The sequence below is a fragment of the Rhodococcus sp. JG-3 genome (assembly GCF_000482405.1).
GTDB classification, from domain to species: domain Bacteria; phylum Actinomycetota; class Actinomycetes; order Mycobacteriales; family Mycobacteriaceae; genus Rhodococcoides; species Rhodococcoides fascians.
Map to the genome: position 1 here is coordinate 3,578,038 of NZ_KI519398.1, position 20,119 is coordinate 3,598,156.

General features: G+C 63.8%; 17 protein-coding genes. 10 read left to right on the forward strand and 7 right to left on the reverse strand.

Features of this window, described 5'->3' with window-relative positions:
* Window position 1 precedes the first annotated feature (1 nt).
* Window positions 2-868 (reverse strand): hypothetical protein, encoded by an 867-nt coding sequence (locus K414_RS0118235; protein WP_027497250.1) that lies wholly within the window; start codon window positions 866-868, stop codon window positions 2-4.
* 64 nt (window positions 869-932) lie between these two features.
* On the reverse strand, window positions 933-3,095 hold the full coding sequence (uvrB, locus tag K414_RS0118240) for an excinuclease ABC subunit UvrB (protein ID WP_027497251.1): 2,163 nt from the start codon (window positions 3,093-3,095) through the stop codon (window positions 933-935).
* 78 nt (window positions 3,096-3,173) lie between these two features.
* On the opposite strand from uvrB, the gene K414_RS0118245 reads away from it, so the two are divergent.
* Window positions 3,174-3,719: a DUF402 domain-containing protein gene (locus tag K414_RS0118245; protein ID WP_032365527.1), complete on the forward strand. Its 546-nt coding sequence runs from the start codon at window positions 3,174-3,176 to the stop codon at window positions 3,717-3,719.
* A 16-nt stretch (window positions 3,720-3,735) separates the two neighbouring features.
* Here K414_RS0118245 and coaE read toward each other — a convergent pair whose 3' ends face one another.
* Window positions 3,736-4,953 carry a dephospho-CoA kinase gene (coaE, locus tag K414_RS0118250; protein WP_027497253.1) on the reverse strand — a complete coding sequence of 406 codons (1,218 nt, stop codon included), beginning with the start codon at window positions 4,951-4,953 and terminating at the stop codon, window positions 3,736-3,738.
* A 129-nt stretch (window positions 4,954-5,082) separates the two neighbouring features.
* Here coaE and K414_RS0118255 point away from each other — a divergent pair, with 129 nt between their 5' ends.
* Window positions 5,083-5,292: a hypothetical protein gene (locus K414_RS0118255; protein WP_027497254.1), complete on the forward strand. Its 210-nt coding sequence runs from the start codon at window positions 5,083-5,085 to the stop codon at window positions 5,290-5,292.
* Between the two features lie 148 nt (window positions 5,293-5,440).
* On the opposite strand, the gene rpsA is transcribed toward K414_RS0118255, so the two are convergent.
* On the reverse strand, window positions 5,441-6,919 hold the full coding sequence (gene rpsA / locus K414_RS0118260; protein WP_027497255.1) for a 30S ribosomal protein S1: 1,479 nt from the start codon (window positions 6,917-6,919) through the stop codon (window positions 5,441-5,443).
* Window positions 6,920-7,133: 214 nt separating this feature from the next.
* On the opposite strand from rpsA, the gene K414_RS0118265 reads away from it, so the two are divergent.
* Window positions 7,134-7,961, forward strand: coding sequence for a class I SAM-dependent methyltransferase (locus K414_RS0118265; protein ID WP_027497256.1), 828 nt, complete (start codon window positions 7,134-7,136; stop codon window positions 7,959-7,961).
* Window positions 7,962-7,971: 10 nt separating this feature from the next.
* Here K414_RS0118265 and K414_RS0118270 read toward each other — a convergent pair whose 3' ends face one another.
* Window positions 7,972-9,069, reverse strand: a complete 1,098-nt coding sequence (locus K414_RS0118270; RefSeq protein ID WP_027497257.1) for an isocitrate/isopropylmalate dehydrogenase family protein — start codon at window positions 9,067-9,069, stop codon at window positions 7,972-7,974.
* A gap of 9 nt (window positions 9,070-9,078) precedes the next feature.
* Here K414_RS0118270 and K414_RS0118275 point away from each other — a divergent pair, with 9 nt between their 5' ends.
* From K414_RS0118275 to trxA, 3 genes are all read left to right on the forward strand, one after another.
* A complete protein-coding gene (locus tag K414_RS0118275) occupies window positions 9,079-9,585 on the forward strand; it encodes a 2'-5' RNA ligase family protein (protein WP_027497258.1) in 507 nt (168 codons plus the stop codon).
* Between the two features lie 210 nt (window positions 9,586-9,795).
* The gene (locus K414_RS0118285) at window positions 9,796-10,794 is read left to right on the forward strand and encodes a helix-turn-helix domain-containing protein (RefSeq protein WP_027497259.1); all 999 of its coding nucleotides are present in this window, start codon (window positions 9,796-9,798) and stop codon (window positions 10,792-10,794) included.
* Between the two features lie 88 nt (window positions 10,795-10,882).
* Window positions 10,883-11,254 (forward strand): thioredoxin, encoded by a 372-nt coding sequence (trxA, locus tag K414_RS0118290; protein ID WP_027497260.1) that lies wholly within the window; start codon window positions 10,883-10,885, stop codon window positions 11,252-11,254.
* A 72-nt stretch (window positions 11,255-11,326) separates the two neighbouring features.
* Here trxA and K414_RS0118295 read toward each other — a convergent pair whose 3' ends face one another.
* Together K414_RS0118295 and polA are read right to left on the reverse strand one after the other, a co-directional pair.
* The gene (locus K414_RS0118295; RefSeq protein ID WP_152530502.1) at window positions 11,327-12,505 is read right to left on the reverse strand and encodes an IS30 family transposase; all 1,179 of its coding nucleotides are present in this window, start codon (window positions 12,503-12,505) and stop codon (window positions 11,327-11,329) included.
* Between the two features lie 301 nt (window positions 12,506-12,806).
* A complete protein-coding gene (polA, locus tag K414_RS0118300; RefSeq protein WP_027497261.1) occupies window positions 12,807-15,548 on the reverse strand; it encodes a DNA polymerase I in 2,742 nt (913 codons plus the stop codon).
* A gap of 259 nt (window positions 15,549-15,807) precedes the next feature.
* Between polA and K414_RS0118305 the strand changes: the two genes are divergently transcribed.
* Genes K414_RS0118305 through K414_RS0118320 form a run of 4 tightly spaced genes read left to right on the forward strand, consistent with a single transcriptional unit; the run spans window position 15,808 to window position 20,035 of the window.
* Window positions 15,808-17,148 (forward strand): branched-chain amino acid ABC transporter permease, encoded by a 1,341-nt coding sequence (locus tag K414_RS0118305; protein ID WP_051365155.1) that lies wholly within the window; start codon window positions 15,808-15,810, stop codon window positions 17,146-17,148.
* Window positions 17,149-17,155: 7 nt separating this feature from the next.
* Window positions 17,156-18,145 carry a branched-chain amino acid ABC transporter permease gene (locus K414_RS0118310; protein ID WP_027497263.1) on the forward strand — a complete coding sequence of 330 codons (990 nt, stop codon included), beginning with the start codon at window positions 17,156-17,158 and terminating at the stop codon, window positions 18,143-18,145.
* Window positions 18,138-19,232 (forward strand): ABC transporter ATP-binding protein, encoded by a 1,095-nt coding sequence (locus K414_RS0118315; protein ID WP_027497264.1) that lies wholly within the window; start codon window positions 18,138-18,140, stop codon window positions 19,230-19,232. Before K414_RS0118310 ends, K414_RS0118315 begins: the two co-directional genes overlap by 8 nt.
* On the forward strand, window positions 19,232-20,035 hold the full coding sequence (locus tag K414_RS0118320; protein WP_027497265.1) for an ABC transporter ATP-binding protein: 804 nt from the start codon (window positions 19,232-19,234) through the stop codon (window positions 20,033-20,035). Before K414_RS0118315 ends, K414_RS0118320 begins: the two co-directional genes overlap by 1 nt.
* The last annotated feature ends 84 nt before the right edge of the window (window positions 20,036-20,119 follow it).

Consider the following 20,119-nt stretch of genomic DNA (forward strand, 5'->3'; position numbering starts at 1 on the left):
CCTACTTCTTTTTGATCGCTGGCCCGAAGACGCCCTCGGGAATGGTGCCCTGGCCGACGATCGACTCACGCCACGGCGTCGCGAGCGAAACCAGCCGAGCTGCACCATCCTCGCCGAGGGCGGCCCACGGCGCGACGGCGAGGTCGTTGGTGATGTCCTCGACCAACGTGCGGAGATCTTTCCCGTCCTGAGTCAAAGCGCCGTCGGCCGTCACCAATTCACGATCGGCCAAGGACGCCACGGCTTCGTTCCACTGCTCGGTCGACCATCCACGACGCTTGCGCGCGAATTCCTTCTCGAAGCCGTACCCGGTGGCGGTGTGGGTGATCAGCGCGTCCAGGCCGTTCAACCCCGCCGTCTGCAGCGCGGCAATGTGGCCGTCGCCGCGGTATTCGCGGATCAGGGTGAGAGCGTGCCACAACACGAGGTGCGGCGCTTGCGGCCAGTCGAGTTCGGCGTAGGCGGCGTACAGCGGCCGACCGTCGTCTCCTGGGATTCCACGCGCAGCGATCGATGCGAGGTCGGCAGCTTCGGCCATATCCGGGGACGCCAACGTCTCGGAGCCCAACAGACGCTCGAATGCGGTGTCGAGTGTGGCGTAACGGATTGCCATGATCTCGTCGGGAGAGGCGATGGCCCAGGCTGCCGGAATCAGCGGGCTGATCAGATCGCGGTTGAAGTTGTAGAACGTGGCTGTCACGACACCTGCACCGACCGGCCCGAGAGGTGCTGCACGACCGGCGAAATAGCAGGCCCGTGGCGGTAACCCAGCAGCAACGAGAGCGTCCTGCGTTTCCGGCAGGAAGTAGGTCATCGAGTGGATCAGTTCGAGTGCACGAGAGGTGCGGCCGGCGGTGGTTGCGTCCATCACTGAACCGTAACCGAACCATTTCGGATCGTTCCGCAGGCTCAACTCGCACCACCCGCGCGACCTACTTGAGGCCGGCCGCGTCCATGCCCCGGAGCTCCTTCTTCAGGTCCTGGATCTCGTCGCGCAGTCGACCGGCCAGCTCGAACTTCAACTCGCGGGCAGCGTTCATCATCTGATCGGTCATGTTCTTGATCAGGTCCGCCAACTCGGCGCGCGGCATCGACGAGACATCCTGCCCCTCGTACACGCCGGAGCTGACCGACCTGCCTGCTTCGCCCTGCGCTCGCCGACCACGGCTGGCGTTCCGACCCGAGCCACCCACTTCGACGGCCGTGTCGGTGTCCTCTGCTTCCTGATACACCTGATCGAGAATGTCGGCGATCTTCTTGCGCAGCGGTTGCGGATCGACTCCCCGCTCCTTGTTGTAGGCGATCTGCTTCTCGCGCCGACGTTCGGTCTCCTCGATCGCGTACGTCATGGAGTCGGTCATCTTGTCGGCGTACATGTGCACTTCACCGGACACGTTTCGAGCGGCGCGGCCGATCGTCTGAATGAGGCTGGTGCCGCTGCGGAGGAATCCCTCCTTGTCCGCGTCGAGAATGGCGACCAATGACACCTCGGGAAGGTCGAGGCCCTCCCGGAGGAGGTTGATGCCGACCAGGACGTCGTACTCACCCAGCCGAAGCTGCCGCAGCAGCTCGACTCGGCGCAACGTATCGATGTCGGAGTGCAGGTACCGGACGCGGATGCCCAGCTCGAGCAGATAGTCGGTCAGGTCCTCCGACATCTTCTTGGTCAATGTGGTGACGAGAACTCGTTCGTCCTTCTCGGCACGCTCGCGAATTTGGTGCACGAGGTCGTCGATCTGCCCCTTGGTCGGTTTGATGACGACCTTCGGATCGACGAGGCCGGTAGGACGGATGACCTGCTCGACGAATTCGCCGCCGGTCTGCCCCAGTTCGTACTTGCCGGGAGTAGCGGACAGGTAGACGGTCTGGCCGATCCTCTGTGTGAACTCTTCCCACGTCAGCGGCCGGTTGTCCGTCGCAGACGGCAACCGGAACCCGAAATCGACCAGGTTCCGCTTGCGCGACATGTCGCCTTCGTACATCGCGCCGATCTGTGGGACGGTGACGTGGGATTCGTCGATGACGAGTAGGAAGTCCTCGGGGAAGTAGTCGATCAGGGTCGCGGGTGCGGTGCCGGCCCCGCGACCGTCTATGTGCCGCGAGTAGTTCTCGATGCCGGAGCAGAAGCCGACCTGCTTGATCATTTCCAGGTCGTATTGCGTGCGCATCCGAAGCCGCTGCGCCTCGAGCAGCTTTCCCTTGCCTTCGAGCTCCGCCAGGCGCGCCTCGAGCTCGGCCTCGATGTCCTTGACCGCCCGTTCCATGCGCTCCGGTCCGGCGACGTAATGGGTGGCCGGGAAGATGCGTACCGAATCGACTTGGCGAACGATGTCGCCCGTCAGCGGATGCAGGTAGTACAGCGCCTCGATCTCGTCTCCGAAGAACTCGATGCGAATAGCGAGCTCCTCGTACGACGGAATGATCTCCACGGTATCGCCGCGGACTCGGAACGATCCGCGGGTGAACGCCATGTCGTTGCGCGTGTACTGCACGTCGACCAGAAGCCGGAGCAGCGCATCACGCTGGACCTCGACGTTGACCTCGAGCTCGATCGACCGATCGACGTACGACTGCGGGGTACCGAGACCGTAGATGCACGACACCGACGCCACCACGACCACGTCTCGGCGAGAGAGCAGGGATGCCGTCGCCGAGTGCCGCAGACGCTCGACGTCGTCGTTGATGGACGAGTCCTTTTCGATATAAGTATCGGTCTGCGCGATGTACGCCTCGGGCTGGTAGTAGTCGTAGTACGACACGAAGTACTCGACTGCGTTGTTGGGCAACATGTCTCGTAGCTCGTTCGCCAACTGCGCTGCGAGAGTCTTGTTCGGTGCCATCACCAGGGTGGGGCGCTGCAGTTTCTCGATCAGCCAGGCGGTGGTGGCCGATTTACCGGTACCGGTGGCACCGAGAAGCACGACGTCCTTCTCGTCCGCCTTGATCCGACGTTCGAGTTCGGCGATGGCGGTCGGCTGATCACCGGCCGGAACGTGTTCGCTGACGACCTCGAACGCCGGTCCGGTGCGCTCGATCGCTCCCACCGGACGGTGTTCGGAGTGCGCGACAACGGGATGTTCGGATGCAAACGCCATTACACAAGCGTAGACGCGACCACCGACAAGTTCCGTCGGAGAGACCTCGGAGGTCTGTTCCCGGTAGCTTCTACAGGCATGGTCGCTCACACGTCAGCCGGTGCGCACACCGTCGTTCATGCCCCGAAACACGAAACGTTCGACCTGGTCGCGAAGACCAACGTCGACCCCAAAGGGTTCGTTCGCGTGGTCGACGAATACCGCGTCGAGCCGTGGGGGCTGTACATGGCCCGGCCATCCGACCATGCCCACTTCGACTACCTGGAGTCCTGGCTACTGCCTGCTCTCGGGCTCCGGGCCTCGGTGTTCCATTATCTGCCCGCGCACGCCAGAGACCAGGACTACTACGTCGACATCGGCGAGTACACGGCCGGGGCCAGCCGATGGACCTCGGTCGATCACTATCTCGACCTCAGTGTTCGCACCGGCCGCGACTACGACCTGCTGGACGTCGACGAGCTGTTCGACGCGCGCGTGGCGCAGCATCTGGACACCCCGACGGCCGAGCGGGCGCTGTCCCGATCGATCGCGGCCATCGAAGGACTGACGCGGCACGATTACGACCTGAACGCCTGGCTCGCGTCCGTCGGCATGCCGACGGAATGGAACGGCAAACCGGCCTGAACCGCGCAGCTCTGCCTCAGGCAGTCCAGTTCGTCTCCTCCGCCCACTGCCACGCCCGCCGATACGCCACGTCGAACCACGGTGCCTTCGCGTCTACGTAGGCATCGATCGCCGGTTGATATTCGGCGATTCCGGCGGCGGCTTCTGACGCACGCCGCTTGATAGCGGCGTATTCCGTCGCGACAGCCGCGTCCGCCCGGAGCCAGTCGCGGAACAACAACGCGAACGTCTGGTTCGGCCAACCGTCGACTCGAACATGGACGTTGGCCGGTCGCCCGGGGTCTGCGTTGCCGTGAAAACGCTTGCCCCACACGGCCGGATCGGCCTCACCACCCACTCCGTACGCGGGCTTCGGATCGTCGAAGTCACTGGACTCGACGCCGGGGAACCCGGCGACGCGCAACTGTTCGCCGACCGAATCTGCGTCGGCCAGCGAGCGCACCGTGATCTGGATGTCGAGCACGTCCTTGGCATCGAGTCCGGGTACCGCCGTCGATCCGACGTGGTCGATCCGAACAGCCTTGTCCCCACACGCGAGAGCAAGGCGCGCGATCATTCGCCGCGCCTGGGATTCCCAGGCCGGGTCTGCAGTCACGAGTTCCGGATGCGTCCGGGCGACAATGCCCTCTCTGAGGTTGCGCTCGAAGGGAATCACGCGCTCGTTCCACAAGTTTCGTACCTGATCGTCGACGCTGCCGGGCGCACCCGTGTTGTCTATCCACACATCTGCCGCAGCTCGGCGCGCATCGTCGGTCGCCTGCGCGGCGATGCGCGCGCGGGCATCGGCCTCGGGCATGTTTCGTTGGCCGGTCAGCCGACGTACTCGTTCCTCGGCGTCGACCCAGACGACGACGACCAGATGGAAGAACGGAGCCATCGAGCCTTCGACGAGAAGTGGAATATCTTGCACCACCACGGCATCCGCAGCCGCACCCTCGATGATCTCGGTAGTGCGCTGTCCGACCAATGGATGCACGATGGCATTGAGCTTCTTTCGCGACCCCTCGTCGCCGAAAGCCTTGGCGGCCAAGGCCGGCCGATCGAGTGACCCGTCGGGCGCCAGTATCTCGGTACCGAAGGTGTCCGTCAGTTGTTGCAGCCCAGGCGTTCCCGGCTCCACCACTTCGCGGGCAAGAACGTCCGAGTCGACGAGCACTCCCCCGAGTTCGGTCAGCACTTTCGCCACGGTCGATTTGCCGGCACCAATTCCGCCGGTCAGTCCCAGTCTCAGCATGCGTCCAGTCTGACACTCGAACACGCCGAAGCCCACCAGCCCCAAATGCACCGGTTTTGCGAGCCTGTCGGTTATCTTCGACGAGCGCGACCTCGATGTGCCGACCCACCGCCAGCGAAAAGGACACCCATGCAAAGCAATCAGATCCAACCGGGTCGGCACCGCCTCGGCATGGATGCAGGCGTTCACTGCATTCTCATTCCAGAAGTTGCCTCGGCGCTGGCCGACCATCGGCGTAACTGGTTCACCAACCTCCTGACCCCCGCCCGCCACAGCTTCGCCACGATGCGTAAGCGCACGGCGAGCGTCGGCCAGTGGAGTCCAGCCACCGCCGCGTAGTTCGCACTCCCCCTCAACCTTGGACCCGGTTCACCAGAACCGGGTCCATTGTCGTTCCCGTTGCACATGCGTATTCGAACGAGAAAGCCCCGGTTCTCACAGGGAGAACCGGGGCTGAGGTCACACCCTCACGGGTGGACTACTTCTATCAGGCGTTGCCCGACAGCTTCTCGCGAAGTGCAGCGAGCTGCGCATCGCTGGCCAGCGATCCACCGGTCGATGCCGGAGCCGACGCTGCGGGAGCATCGCCTTCTGCATCGGCGGGAGCCTGACCCGACTCGGAGGAGTAGTTGGTGTTGGCGGCTTCGGCAGCTTCGTCCTTGGCCGTCTTCTCCATCTGAGCGGTGTGCATCTTGTGGCGACGCTCGGCCTCGGCGTAGCGACCTTCCCACTCTTCACGCTGCTTCTCGTAACCTTCGAGCCATTCGTTGGTCTCGGAGTCGAAGCCCTCGGGGAAGATGTAGTTGCCACCCTCGTCGTACGAGTCGGCCATGCCGTACTTGGACGGATCGAACTCTTCTGCGTAGTCCTCGTTGGCCTGCTTGAGGCTCAACGAAATCCGGCGACGCTCGAGATCGATGTCGATGACCTTGACGAGTGCGTCGTCGCCGACACCCACGACCTGGTCCGGAACCTCCACGTGGCGCTCGGCCAACTCGGAGATGTGCACGAGGCCCTCGATGCCCTCTTCGACGCGAACGAACGCACCGAACGGAACGAGCTTGGTGACCTTGCCGGGCACGATCTGGCCGATCGCGTGGGTGCGAGCGAACTGGCGCCACGGATCTTCCTGCGTTGCCTTGAGCGACAGCGACACACGCTCGCGGTCCAGGTCGACGTCGAGAACCTCGACGGTGACCTCGGTGCCCACCTCGACAACCTCGGACGGGTGATCGATGTGCTTCCAGGACAGCTCGGAGACGTGCACCAAGCCGTCGACGCCACCCAGGTCCACGAAGGCACCGAAGTTGACGATGGAGGACACGACGCCCTTGCGGACCTGGCCCTTCTGCAGCTGGTGCAGGAACTCGCTGCGGACCTCGGACTGGGTCTGCTCGAGCCATGCGCGACGCGACAGGACCACGTTGTTGCGGTTCTTGTCGAGCTCGATGATCTTGGCCTCGATCTCCTTGCCGACGTACGGCTGGAGGTCGCGGACGCGACGCATCTCGACGAGCGAGGCGGGGAGGAAGCCACGGAGACCGATGTCCAGGATGAGTCCACCCTTGACGACCTCGATGACGGTGCCCTTGACGGCCTCGTCCTTCTCCTTGAGCTCCTCGATCGTGCCCCAAGCGCGCTCGTACTGAGCTCGCTTCTTGGACAGGATCAGACGGCCTTCCTTGTCCTCCTTGGTGAGGACGAGTGCTTCGATCTCATCTCCCACGGAGACGACCTCGTTGGGGTCGACATCGTGCTTGATGGAGAGCTCGCGGGAAGGGATGACGCCTTCGGTCTTGTAACCGATGTCGAGTAGAACCTCGTCACGATCGACCTTGACGATGGTGCCCTCGACGATGTCACCATCGTTGAAGTACTTGATCGTGGCGTCGATGGCGGCGAGAAAATCCTCTGCGGAGCCGATATCGTTGACGGCTACCTGCGGTGAGGTTGTGGTTGAGGGCATGTGTTGAGTTGCTCCGGACGGGTTGGGTATCGGTTGATGGATGTTCGGTCGGACTTGTGAAACGTGTGCAGCACGAGCATCTTCCGCGGATCCGTTTCCGGCTCCGCACGCGTCGACGCCGGGAGAACCCGACCTGGGCGCAGCATGAACACACTCGCGTTGATCAGGGTACGCGATGCCGCAGTACCAGCACAAACCCGGTTAGAGTCGGCGTGTGACCGATCCTTCCGCACCGTCGTCCACCCCCGGCCGCGGCCGAATCGATTCGGTCGCGAGCGACCGCGCGAGTCGAACCTGGTGGGATTCGGATGCCGACAACTATCACCGTACGCACGGCGCGTTTCTGGGCGCGTCGACCGAATCCGGAGAGTTCGTCTGGTGCCCGGAGGGACTGCACGAGGGCGACGTGCATCTGCTGGGTGACGTCGCAGGCAAGGACATTCTCGAGGTGGGCTGCGGCAGCGCACCCTGCGCCCGCTGGCTCGGGACTCAGGGGGCGCGCGCCATCGGCCTCGACATCTCGATGGGCATGTTGCAGCGCGGCGTCGACGCGATGACCGCGGGCGGGTCGACGGTTCCGCTGGTGCAGGCCAGTGCCGAGGCCCTACCGTTCGCCGACGAGCGGTTCGACATCGTGTGCTCGGCCTTCGGTGCGGTTCCGTTCGTCGCGGACTCCGCCAATGTGATGAAGGAAGTGGCGCGGGTACTGCGGCCGGGCGGCATCTGGGTGTTCGCCGTCAATCATCCGATGCGCTGGGTGTTCCCCGACGATCCCGGGGTGGGCGGCCTGACCGCGACGATTCCGTACTTCGATCGAACCCCGTACGTCGAGTACGACGCCGACGGGACCCCCAACTACGTCGAGCATCACCGCACGATCGGTGATCGCGTGCGTGAACTGGTCGCCGCAGGTCTCGAGGTTCGCGACATCGTCGAGCCGGATTGGCCGGAGTGGCTCGACCGCGAGTGGGGTCAGTGGAGCCCACTGCGCGGCCAGCTGTTTCCCGGCACCGCGATATTCAGTAGTCGAAAACCGCGGTGACCGTAGTCGATCAGCGCCGGTGCACCCTGGCTTCGACGGTCTCGGTGAAGGCGCTGGTCGACGCCTGCCCGCCGAGGTCTGCTGTCGCGACCCCGGATTCGACGGTGTCGTCCACGGCGTGCCGAATCCGGCCGGCTGCGGCGGTGAGCCGTTCGTCCCCGTGCCGATCGGCGAGCCACTCGAGCAGCATCGCGGCCGACAGGAACAGCGCCGTCGGGTTGGCGCGATTCTTGCCTGCGATATCCGGGGCGGATCCATGGGAGGCCTGCGCCATGGCCTGGGTACGCGAAGAGTTGATCGACGGTGCCGTACCGAGTGACCCGGACAGCTCTCCGGTCAGGTCGGAGAGGATGTCCCCGAACATGTTCTCGGCCACGATGACGTCGTAGTCCTCACCGCGTCGAACCAGATGCGCCGCGAGGGCGTCCACGTGCTCTTCGGTGACGTCTAACTGCGAAAACTCCTCGCCGACGGACCGGCAGGCATCGCGAAACAATCCCGTCGTCATCGACAGCACGTTGGTCTTGTGCACGATCGTCACTTTCTTCCGCCGCCGGTCTGCGAGCGAGAAGGCCTCACGAGCGATGCGTTCGCACGCCGAACGGGTGAACACTCCCACCGCGAGCGCTATGTCGGGCGTGGGCATGAACTCGCCACTGCCGACGAACATGTTGCGGTCGGCGTAGAAGCCCTCGGTGTTCTCCCGCACTACCACCAGGTCCATCTGCGGCGACATCGCGCGCACTCCAGGCAGTGCCTTGGCCGGACGAATGTTGGCGAACAGATCGAAATGCTTGCGAATTCGTCCGCCCGGAGTCAGCTGAGATCGGAACGGCTCGGGGTACGACGCGCTGTCGTGAGGCCCGAGAATCCACGCCTCGAGCCTGCCGAGCTCGTTCAACGTGTGCTCGGGCATCGGCGTTCCGTGCTCGTCGAGAGCACCCAACCCCAGCGGCAAGTGCTGCCAATCGACGACGGGACCGTGCACTGCGGCCAGAGCTGCGTCCACCACCCGGATCGTCGCAGGGACGATCTCGTGACCGATGCCGTCGCCGGTCATGGCCCCAATTCGTAAAGTCGGTGCATCTCGTCCGTCCGTCTGCGCCATCATGACTACATGGTGCAGTCCGCCGAACTCCTCCTCGACTCGGGGCTCGATACTGCGGTTCGCCGCGAGTGGGCGGCACTCTCCGATGCCGGCCTGCCGAGCCAGAACCGTCATCGGGGCGAGTCGAATCGTCCGCACATCACCGTCTCGGTGGCGTCGTCCATGCCCGCGTCCGTCGATTCCGGTACGGCCGTGCGTTTCGACCCGTTCGATGTTCGTCTCGGCGGCCTCGTCGTATTCGGTGGCCGGACCGCCACCCTGGCCCGTCTGGTCGTGCCGAGCGTCGAGCTGCTCGACCTGCATGCCCGGATGCATGCCGCCGTGGGCCCGGGCTCGTTCGACAACGTCGCCATCGGGCACTGGACGCCGCACGTGACGCTGGCCCGGCGGTTGACACCCGACGAAGCCGGTGCCGCGACGCGCCTGCTGTGCCCGCACCTGGACGACCTGATCGGCTCTGCCGTTGCCTTGCGTCGGTGGGACGGCGACAACAAGTGCGAATGGCGCATCGGCTGACAGCCAGGCCTGTCAGAACCGGAAGTCTCCGAACTGGGTCACCTCCGCATGTGTATCCGGCGTGCGGCCGACAGCGACCCACGCATCGAGGGCGAGAAACATCAACACAACCACCAGTACAATTGTCATGCCACCAGCGTCCTACCTGCACCGACTCAACACGAGTGGCAGTAACGACATGTATCGTCGATTTTCTGCCATACTGCTGTCATGCTGAAGAAGGTGGTCGCAGTACTGCTGCCGTTGACCGAGCAGTTCGAGCTCGGCGTGGCCTGCGAGGTGTTCGGATTCGACCGCTCCGACGAGGGACTGCCCACCTACGACTTCTCGTTGATCGCCGGGGTCCCCGACACGATTCGCACCCGGGTGGGTTACACGATCGATGTGCCCCACGATCTCGACCGGCTCGACAGCGCCGATCTGATCATCGTTCCGGCCGGCGGCACCGAATCGGCCGACGACGGAAGCTACGTATGCGGCAGTACGTACAGCCCCTCGATCGAGCCACTACTCGACAAACTCCGTGCGGCGGTGGACCGAGGCGCGCTGGTCGCCAGCCTGTGCAACGGCGCGTTCGTACTCGGCGCGGCGGGCCTGCTCGACGGCAGGCGGTGTACGACCCATTGGCGACACTCGGCCTCCCTGGCCGCGAAATACCCGTTGGCGCAGGTCGATCCGAACGTTCTCTACGTGGACGACGGGAATGTACTGACCAGCGCGGGCACCGCGGCCGGTATCGACCTGTGCCTGCACATCGTCCGCAAATACCAAGGCAGTGTCGTGGCCAACGGAATCGCGCGCAGAATGGTCGTTCCGCCACACCGTGACGGCGGCCAGGCGCAGTTCGTCACCAGTCCACTACCGGCGATCCGAACCGAAACGTTGGCACCGTTGCTCGATTGGATGACCGAGAACCTCGATTCGGAACTCACGATCGGCCGACTGGCTGCGCGGGTGAACATGTCGGCTCGTACATTCGCCCGCAAGTTCGCCGCCGAGACCGGCACGACGCCCGCGCGGTGGCTCAACGACCAACGCGTACTGGCTGCGCAGCAGCTCCTCGAGAACTCCGACCTGCCGATGGATTCGATCGCCGAAGTCGTCGGTTTCGGCAATGCCGCAGCCCTGCGCCAGCATTTCGTCAGACTTCGCTGCACGACGCCCAACTCGTACCGCCGAACATTCCGGGCCGCGCCGCAACCCGTGTGACGGACCACGGAGAGGAGTGGTCCGGGAAGATTCCGGAGAACCTGTGCGTTGAGACGAAAAAGAAGCGCAATCAATCGAAAGGGTACGCGTGGCCACTCAGACTTTGACTCAGCAGAATTTCGACGAGATCGTCACCAGCAACGACGTGGTGTTGGTCGACTTCTGGGCCTCCTGGTGCGGTCCGTGCCGCCAGTTCGCGCCGACGTTCGAGAAGTCTTCCGACGCGCACCCGGACATCGTGCACGCCAAGGTCGACACCGAAGCCGAACAGGGCTTGGCCGCTGCCGCGCAGATCCAGTCGATCCCGACGATCATGGCCTTCCGCGAGGGCATCCTGGTCTACGCCCAGCCCGGCGCATTGCCCGCTCCGGCGCTCGAAGACCTCGTCGGCCAGATCAAGGCACTCGACATGGACGTCGTCCGTCAGCAGATCGCCGAGCAGGCACCCGCAGCGGAGTAGTTCCCTCACAGCACAAAACGAAGGGCCGCTCACCGAATGGCGGATTCTAGGGGTCCTCGCAACACCTGATGGTCAGATGCCTGTCAGTAGATCACGTAAACGCTCGGCTGGAGTTTTCCAGCCGAGCGTTTTGCGTGGACGGGAGTTGAGGCGGTGGGCAACGTTCTCGAGGTCGGTGGCGCTGTACACGGACAGGTCCGTGCCTTTGGGGAAGTACTGGCGTAGCAAGCCGTTGGTGTTCTCGTTCGATCCGCGTTGCCATGGTGAGTGTGGATCGCAGAAGTACACCGGCACCCCGGTGGCGACGCTGAACTGCTTGTGCGCTGCCATCTCGCACCCTTGGTCCCACGTCAGTGAACCGCGCAAATGCGTTGGGAGAGAACCGATCAGAGGAACCAGAACGTCCCGGACCTCCTCTGCAGTGTGCCCGCCGGGGAGGTGACCGAGAAGCAGGTACCGGGTAGAACGCTCGACCAATGTCACGATCGCCGACTCCGATCGAGTACCGACGATCAGATCACCCTCCCAGTGCCCGGGCACGGAGCGGTCGGCGACCTCCGCCGGCCGCTCGGAGATCATCACCATCGCATCGACGAATCGTGAGGTGCGCTGCTCGGGTGAGCGGTGCTGTACGCGGCGAGTACGTCCGGTGCGCAATGCGGCAGCAACTTCTCGGCGTAGTCCGCCGCGCGACTGTACGTAGATGGCCTGGTAGATCGTTTCGGTGCTCACACGCATCGCCTTGTCATCGGGGAAGTCGACAACTAGAGCGTGGCAGATTTGCTCGGGCGACCACTGCAGGGCGAGTTTGCCGGCGACGTAGGACCGGAGCGAACCCTGTGCCGCCAGCTTCGCCGGTTTCGGCCGGGCACGCGAGATAGCCCACAGCCGATGTGCCCGGTGCGGGTGGTACTCGTCGGCGATGCCGTAGGTGTCGATCTCGCGTTTGACGGTCGAGGCCGCCCGGCCGAGGCGGCGTCCGATCTCACGCAGCGAACACCCGGCTCGACGCAGGTCGGCGATGTGTTCACGGTCGGTCACCGTCAGATACCGAGGGTGCAGTGTGGACTCGATGCGGGCCAGCGACGGCCTCTGAGCAGCGGTGACGAACGTTGTCATACCGGTTTTGTAGTCGATACGTCGACCATCCGGGTGCAGGCGCGCACCACCGATCTTGCGGATGCCCCCGTCCCAGTCCTGCGCGGTCCGGAGGTGGACCCCAACCTCCCGAGCAGCCTCGCGCCGCGAGATTCCCGACGAGCGGAGTTCCTCGTATCGTCCCCGACCCGAATGCTCGGCCCGGCCGCTCTTTCCGCGCCCTTGCACACCCGCCTGACGAACCCACCCGAAGGCAGTGTTCCGGTTCACCCCGACACAGCGTGCGGCCGCGCTGACATTCCCGTCCTCACGGTCCAACGCCTCGAAAAACCGCACCTTCAACCCAGCACATGCCACGATCCCCGCAACTCCCTCAAATCGAGGGTGTTGCGGGGATCGTTAGAACCCGCCAATCCGGTGAGCGGCCCTTCGTCATGCATGAGCCGGCCCCGACTCAGTGAGCTGCGGCATCCCAACTGCGGCCGGTACCGACCGACACCTCGAGGGGCACCGACAATTCGATGGCCGATGACATCTTGTTGCGCACCAACGCCTCGACTTCCTCGCGCTCGGAGTCGACGACCTCGAGTACCAGTTCGTCGTGCACCTGCAACAGCATGCGCGACTTCAAGGTCGACTCCGCCAGAGACTTGTGCACGTCGATCATCGCTACCTTGATGATGTCTGCGGCAGTGCCCTGGATCGGAGCGTTGAGTGCCGCGCGCTCGGCGACCTCGCGACGCTGACGATTGTCGCTGTTGAGATCTGGCAGGTAACGACGACGGCCGTACAGCGTCGAGGTGTAGCCCACCTTTCGGGCTTCCTCGACCGCGTTGCGCAGGTAGTCGCGCACGCCGCCGAAGCGAGCGAAGTACGCCTCCATCTGCTGCTTGGCTTCGTCGGTGGAGATCTTCAACTGCGCGGCGAGGCCGAATGCGCTGAGTCCGTAGGCGAGGCCGTACGACATGGCCTTGACTCGACGGCGTAGTTCCGGGGTGACCTCGTCGATCGGTACGCCGAACGCGCGCGAACCGACGAAGCTGTGCAGGTCCTCACCGGTGTTGAACGCTTCGATCAGCCCCTCGTCACCGGATACGTGCGCCATGATGCGCATCTCGATCTGGCTGTAATCGGCGGTGAGCAGAGTGTCGTAGCCGGCACCGACCACAAAGCCGTCGCGGATGTGGCGACCCGCCTCGTTCCGCACCGGAATGTTCTGCAGGTTCGGTTCCGTCGACGACAGTCGTCCGGTGGCCGCGACGGTCTGATTGAACGTGGTGTGAATGCGGCCGTCCTCGGCGACGGACTTGAGCAGGCCGTCCACCGTCACCTTCATTCGTGTGGCATCACGGTGGTCGAGCAGGAACTTCAGGAACGGATGCTCGGTCTTTTCGAACAGCCCCTGAAGAGCATCGGCGTCGGTGGTGTACCCGGTCTTGGTCTTCTTGGTCTTGGGCATGTCGAGTTCCTCGAACAGCACCACCTGCAGCTGTTTGGGCGATCCGAGATTAATCTGCTTGTCGATCACGCCGTACGCAGAATTCGCGGCCCCGTCGACCTGCGCAGCAAAACCCGATTGCAGCGAGCGCAGGTGATCGCCGTCCACTGCGATGCCCGTGGCTTCGATATCGGCAAGCACTGTCAGCAGCGGCAGTTCCATCTCCGAGAGCAGAGTGGTCGACTCGATTGCCGCGAGTTCCGCGTCCAGGGCGTCGGCCAAATCGATGACCGCCCGCGCCTTGAGAATTTCGCCCTCGGCGAATGCCGCGTCAGCGGTGTCCTCGGCGTCGAGAAGTGACATCTGCCCCTCGCCCGCGTCTTCGACGCGTAGTTCGCGCTTGAGGTAGCGCAGCGACAAGTCGTCGAGGTTGAACGACCGCTGACCGGGCCGGACGAGATACGCCGCGAGCGCGGTATCGGTCGTCAACCCACCGAGCGTCCATCCTCGACCACGAACAGCGTGCAGTGCCCACTTCGCCTCGTGCAGCGCTTTGGGTCGATCCGCATCGGCGAACCACGCGGCCAGAGCGCGTTCGTCGGATTCGTCGAGAGCCGTCGTGGTGACGAAGGCACCTTCGCCGTCTGCTGCCGCGATGGCCACCGAGGTCGCGTCGCTGTCGTACGGCCTGCGTGGTCCGAGGATGGATACCCCGCTACGCCGACCGTCGGACGCATGCTCGTCCAGCCACGCCGCCAACTCCCCGGGCGCGACGACGCCGCCCCGAACGTCGAACCCTTCTTCTGCCTCGGGCTCGACCGAGGCGAGTGTCTCGAACAGTCGATCCCGCAGGATGCGAAACTCCAGATCGTCGAACAGGGCGTGGATCTTCTCGCGATCCCACGGGGCCAGCTCGAGTTGATCAGGTGTGAAGGGCAACGGCACGTCGCGCACCATCTCGGTGAGCTCGCGGTTGAGCACCACACTCGACAAGTTGGCCCGCAATGCGTCGCCCACCTTGCCCTTCACCTTGTCGACGTTGTCGACGAGTGCGGTGAGCGACCCGTATTCGATGATCCACTTGGTCGCCGTCTTCTCTCCGACGCCGGGGATGCCGGGAAGGTTGTCGCTCGGATCTCCGCGCAGAGCTGCGAAGTCCGGGTACTGAGAGGGCGTCAGACCGTATTTGTTGGCGACCTCGTCCGGAGTGAATCGCGTCAGGTCCGAGACACCCTTGCGGGGATAGAGCACTGTGACGTTGTCGGTGACCAGCTGCAGTGCGTCACGATCGCCGGTGACCACGAGGACGCGATAGCCCAGTGCCTCGGCCTGTGTGACCAGAGTGGCGATGATGTCGTCGGCTTCGAATCCTGCCTCGGCCATCACGGGAATGCCCATGGCACCGAGCACGTCCTTGGTGATGTCCACCTGGCCCGCGAACTCGTCCGGCGTCTTGCTCCGATTCGCCTTGTATTCGGGGAACCGCTCGGCTCGGAACGTTTGCCGTGACACGTCGAAGGCGGCGGCGATGTGCGTCGGCTTCTCGTCTCGCAACAGGTTGATCAGCATCGAGGTGAACCCGTACACGGCATTGGTGGACTGACCGCTCGTGGTCTTGAAATTGTCCGCCGGCAAAGCGAAGAAGGCACGGAAGGCCATCGAGTGACCGTCGATGAGGAGCAGCGTCGGACGCTCTTCGGCTGACTTCGCATCGGTCCGGGCTGCGGGTGCTGCACTTTTGTCGGTTACTGGGCTCACGGTTGACCAGTCTAGGTAGCGGGTCCGACATCACGTAGCCGGATGCGGGCACCGCGACGCAATCGCCGCGGCACCGATCTTCCGCAGCGCGAAACACAACCGATACTTTCCGGAAATCTCAGTTGCCGATTTTGCGTCGTTTCAACGGATAGAGTCCGACAATTGCAGTAAATCCCCATCCCGTGACTCAACGACAACCGTCCGGAGGACGTGCGTGGCTCCAAATGTTCGATGGACCAGAAAGGTGCAACCACCGAGGTTGCGCGCAAGATCTGCAGTTCGCGTATTCCAGCGAACACTCCTACTCGCCATCCTGAGTTCCATTGCGGCGCTGCTGTTCAGTGCGCCTGCGTTGGCGCAGGAACCTACCCCCACTCCCCCGGCGGCACCGGGAACCAGTGCCGAACAGGCACCGCCCGCAGACGCCGTCAGCGTCGCGGGATCGCTCAACAACGGTGGAGAACGCCTCGAAGGGGTCGATGTTGCGGCGCTCGACGCGTCGGGCAGCGAAGTGGCCCGCACCACCAGCGAGACCGGCGGACGCTGGACTCTCGAATTGTCGCCTGGCACATACACATTCCAGGTGGTCCAGGAAACGCTCCCCGACGGGGTGAGCGTGCAGGGCGAGGTCGAGCGCGACGTGCAGGCCGGTCGCTCGAACACCGTCATCTTCTCCTTCGGTGAGGCCAGGACCGCGACCAGCACCCCGTTCTACGAGAAGTTCGTGCGCACCACGGTCGACGGCTTCCGCTTCGGTCTGGTCATCGCGCTCGCGGCGGTCGGTCTGAGCTTGATCTTCGGAACGACGGGTTTGACCAACTTCGCACACGGCGAACTCGTGACGCTCGGAGCCGTCGCGGCGTGGTTCTTCAATGTGAGCCTCGGGATACAACTGATCCCGGCCACCGTGCTGGCCATCATTGTCGGAGTCGCGATCGGCTGGCTCAACAACGCCCTGATCTGGCGGCCGTTGCGTAAACGTCGAACCGGCCTGATCGCTCAGCTGGTGGTCACGATCGGACTCGCCATTGCGCTGCGCTACCTCATCCTGATCTTCTTCTCCGACCGCTCGGAGCCATTCGACGACTACCAGGCTCAGACCGAGAACGACTGGGGCCCACTGTCGATCACCAACGTCAACCTCGCCTGCATCGTCATCAGCGTCGTCGTCCTCATCGGCGTCGCACTGATGCTGCAGCGCACCAAGATCGGTAAAGCCATGCGTGCGGTGGCCGACAACCGTGATCTGGCTGCCTCGTCGGGTATCAACGTCGAGCGCGTCGTGACGTTCGTCTGGTGCCTCGGTGGCGGCCTGGCTGCCCTCGGCGGCGTGCTGTTCGGGCTCTCCGAACTCGGCGGCCGCGTGCAATGGGAGATGGGCTTCAAACTCCTACTGCTCATGTTCGCCGGAATCACGCTCGGAGGACTCGGCACGGCCTACGGCGCATTCCTCGGTTGCGTCATCGTGGGTCTGCTCGTGCAGTGGTCGACGTTGGTCATCAATCCCGACCTCAAATACATCGGAGGGTTGCTCGTCTTGATTCTCATCCTCGTCGTCCGTCCTCAGGGCATCCTCGGCTCGCGACAAAGGATCGGGTGACCTGCACATGGATATCATCGGCGCACTTCAGATCTCTCTTGCTCAGCTGGTCGGCCCGTCGGCCATCTTCTACGCACTGCTCGCCATCGGCCTGAACCTGCACTTCGGCTACGCCGGCCTGCTCAACTTCGGCCAGATCGGCTTCGCCCTGCTCGGCGGCTACGGCGTCGGCATCACCACGATCACCTACGAGCAGCCACTGTGGCTCGGCATTCTGGTCGGTCTCGCTGCGGCCGGCCTGCTGGCTCTGGTGCTCGGCATTCCGACCCTGCGATTGCGAGCGGATTATCTCGCCATCGTGACGATCGCCGCATCGGAAATCCTGCGACTGGTATTCCGCTCCACCGCAACCGATTCGGTGACCAAGTCCACCAACGGCATCACCGGATTCGCAGCTCCGTTCACCAACCTCAGCCCGTTCGAGGGTGGAAAGACGTACAGCTTCATCGGCGTTCGGTTCCTGGGTAACGACCTGTGGGCCATGCTCGTCGGCTGGACGTTGGTACTGCTGCTGTGCGGGGTCGTCTACCTGCTGACACACAGCCCGTGGGGTCGCGTTCTCAAGGCGGTTCGTGAAGACGAGGACGCTGCCCGGTCGCTGGGTAAGAACGTGTTCGTCTACAAGATGCAGGCACTCGTTCTCGGCGGCGTGATCGGCGGTATGGGCGGGGTGTTCAACGCACTGCAGACGCAGTCGATCAACCCCGACTTCTATTCGACCGCGCAGACGTTCTTCGCGTTCGGCGCTCTCATTCTCGGCGGTGCCGCAACGGTGTTCGGCCCCGTGATCGGCGCAATGCTGTTCTGGTTCCTGCTGTCCATTCCCGACGCGATTCTGCGGCAACTGATCTCGGGCGACGATCCGGTGCTCAACCTCACCGGTGCCCAGGTCGGTGCCACCCGATTCGTACTCCTGGGAATCCTGATCGCCGTGCTGATGGTGTTCAGACCCCAGGGCATTCTCGGCAACAAGCGAGAGGTTCAACTCAATGCCTGACCCGAGCACCGGTGCCGCCGCAGATGCGACACCGAGCAAGAAAGCCAGCACACTCGAAGCACGTGCGGCCAAAGCACTGTCGAGCGATCAGCGTGCCAGTCTGTTCGCCGGCGTCGCCAACGAGCCCGGGGCAGCCAAGCCCGACGCGACATTGGTGGTCGACGGGGTCTCGCGTACCTTCGGCGGCCTCAAGGCCGTCGACGTGGCGCACCTCGAGATCCAGCGCGGATGCATCACCGGTCTGATCGGACCGAACGGCGCGGGTAAGACCACACTGTTCAACCTGCTCACCGGATTCGACCGACCCGACACCGGCACGTGGTCGATGGACGGTCAGGAACTCGGACGGATGCATCCACATCAGGTGGCACGCAAAGGCGTCGTGCGCACCTTCCAGTTGACGAAGGCACTGTCGAAACTGACTGTGCTGGACAACGTTCGACTGGGCGCGACGGGCCAACGCGGCGAGCGCATGATCAACACGTTCATGCCGTGGACGTGGAAGGCACAGGAACGTCAGATCACCGAACGTGCCTACGAACTGCTGGGGCGCTTCAAACTCGACGCCAAGGCCGACGATCTGGCCGGCTCGTTGTCCGGTGGCCAGCGCAAACTCCTGGAGATGGCGCGAGCGTTGATGACCGATCCGTCGGTCGTCATGCTCGACGAGCCGATGGCCGGGGTCAATCCCGCTCTGACGCAATCGCTTCTGGGCCACATCAAGTCGCTGCGCGACGACGGCATGACAGTCGTGTTCGTCGAACACGACATGGATGTCATCCGCGACATCAGCGACTGGGTGGTGGTGATGGCTCAGGGCAGCATCATCGCCGAGTCCACCCCGGAAGAGCTCTCCAACAACGGTGCCGTCGTCGATGCCTATCTCGGCAGCCATCACGATCAAGCACTCGAATTCGACGCCGACGGCAATCCCGTCGGAGCCACCGCCGAACTGGCCGAGGCATTGAAGCAAGCCGAGGTGGAGGAACTGCAAGCAGGAGGCGATCTTTCGGAACCGGAGTTCGTCAGCCCCGCAGCCACCGACACTGCTGCGGGCGGCTCGCACCGAGCCAAGGAGGACAACTGATGAGCGAACAAACTCTGACGCCGGCCGAGTTTGCGGCTACGCCGGGCGAGCATGCGCGTCTGGCCGAAGGAGCGTTACTGCGCGCCGACGGTCTGGTTGCCGGGTACATCCCCGGTGTGAACATCCTCAGTGAGTGCAACTTCTTTCTGAACGACGGCGAGATCGTCGGCATCATCGGACCCAACGGTGCCGGCAAGTCGACTCTGCTCAAGACGTTGTTCGGCCTCGTGGCGGTCCGCGAGGGCAGTGTGAAGCTGCGCGGTGACAACATCACTTCCGCCGAGGCGCACGTCCTGGTGACCAAGGGCGTCGGATACGTGCCCCAGACGCAGAACGTGTTCCCATCGCTCACGATCGAGGAAAACCTCGAGATGGGAATCTATCTGCGGCCCAAGAAGTTCGGTGAGCGGTTCGACTTCGTCAGCGAGTTGTTCCCACTGCTCGGCGAACGCAAGAAGGTCAAGGCAGGTGCATTGTCCGGCGGTGAGCGCCAGATGGTGGCGATGGGGCGGGCCCTGATGATGGAACCGTCGGTGCTGCTGCTCGACGAACCGTCGGCAGGCTTGTCGCCGATGTTCCAGGACGAGGTCTTCATCCGCTGCAAGAAGATCAACGCGGCGGGCGTCTCGATCATCATGGTCGAGCAGAATGCCCGCCGCTGCCTGCAGATCTGCGACCGCGGCTATGTTCTCGATCAAGGTCGCAACGCCTACACCGATACCGGGCCGGCGTTGATGAACGATCCCAAGGTGATCGAGCTTTACCTCGGCACTCTCGCGGGAAGCAAAGAAAAGAAGGCCTGACCTTCTCGGCAGGAAGCCCCGACTCGACATAGTTCGAGTCGGGGCTTTCTCGTACCTGCGCCATAGGTACCCAACGCGGTGTAT

Bases quoted from the DNA above. Each gene is read 5' to 3' on its own strand.
- K414_RS0118315 (WP_027497264.1), top strand. From the start codon at position 18,138: ATGCCTGACCCGAGCACCGGTGCCGCCGCAGATGCGACACCGAGCAAG.
- K414_RS0118275 (WP_027497258.1), top strand. From the start codon at position 9,079: ATGGTGCAGTCCGCCGAACTCCTCCTCGACTCGGGGCTCGATACTGCG.
- K414_RS0118310 (WP_027497263.1), top strand. From the start codon at position 17,156: ATGGATATCATCGGCGCACTTCAGATCTCTCTTGCTCAGCTGGTCGGC.
- rpsA (WP_027497255.1), bottom strand. From the start codon at position 6,919: ATGCCCTCAACCACAACCTCACCGCAGGTAGCCGTCAACGATATCGGC.
- K414_RS0118235 (WP_027497250.1), bottom strand. From the start codon at position 868: ATGGACGCAACCACCGCCGGCCGCACCTCTCGTGCACTCGAACTGATC.
- K414_RS0118320 (WP_027497265.1), top strand. From the start codon at position 19,232: ATGAGCGAACAAACTCTGACGCCGGCCGAGTTTGCGGCTACGCCGGGC.
- coaE (WP_027497253.1), bottom strand. From the start codon at position 4,953: ATGCTGAGACTGGGACTGACCGGCGGAATTGGTGCCGGCAAATCGACC.
- K414_RS0118285 (WP_027497259.1), top strand. From the start codon at position 9,796: ATGCTGAAGAAGGTGGTCGCAGTACTGCTGCCGTTGACCGAGCAGTTC.
- K414_RS0118245 (WP_032365527.1), top strand. From the start codon at position 3,174: ATGGTCGCTCACACGTCAGCCGGTGCGCACACCGTCGTTCATGCCCCG.
- K414_RS0118270 (WP_027497257.1), bottom strand. From the start codon at position 9,069: ATGGCGCAGACGGACGGACGAGATGCACCGACTTTACGAATTGGGGCC.
- uvrB (WP_027497251.1), bottom strand. From the start codon at position 3,095: ATGGCGTTTGCATCCGAACATCCCGTTGTCGCGCACTCCGAACACCGT.
- K414_RS0118255 (WP_027497254.1), top strand. From the start codon at position 5,083: ATGCAAAGCAATCAGATCCAACCGGGTCGGCACCGCCTCGGCATGGAT.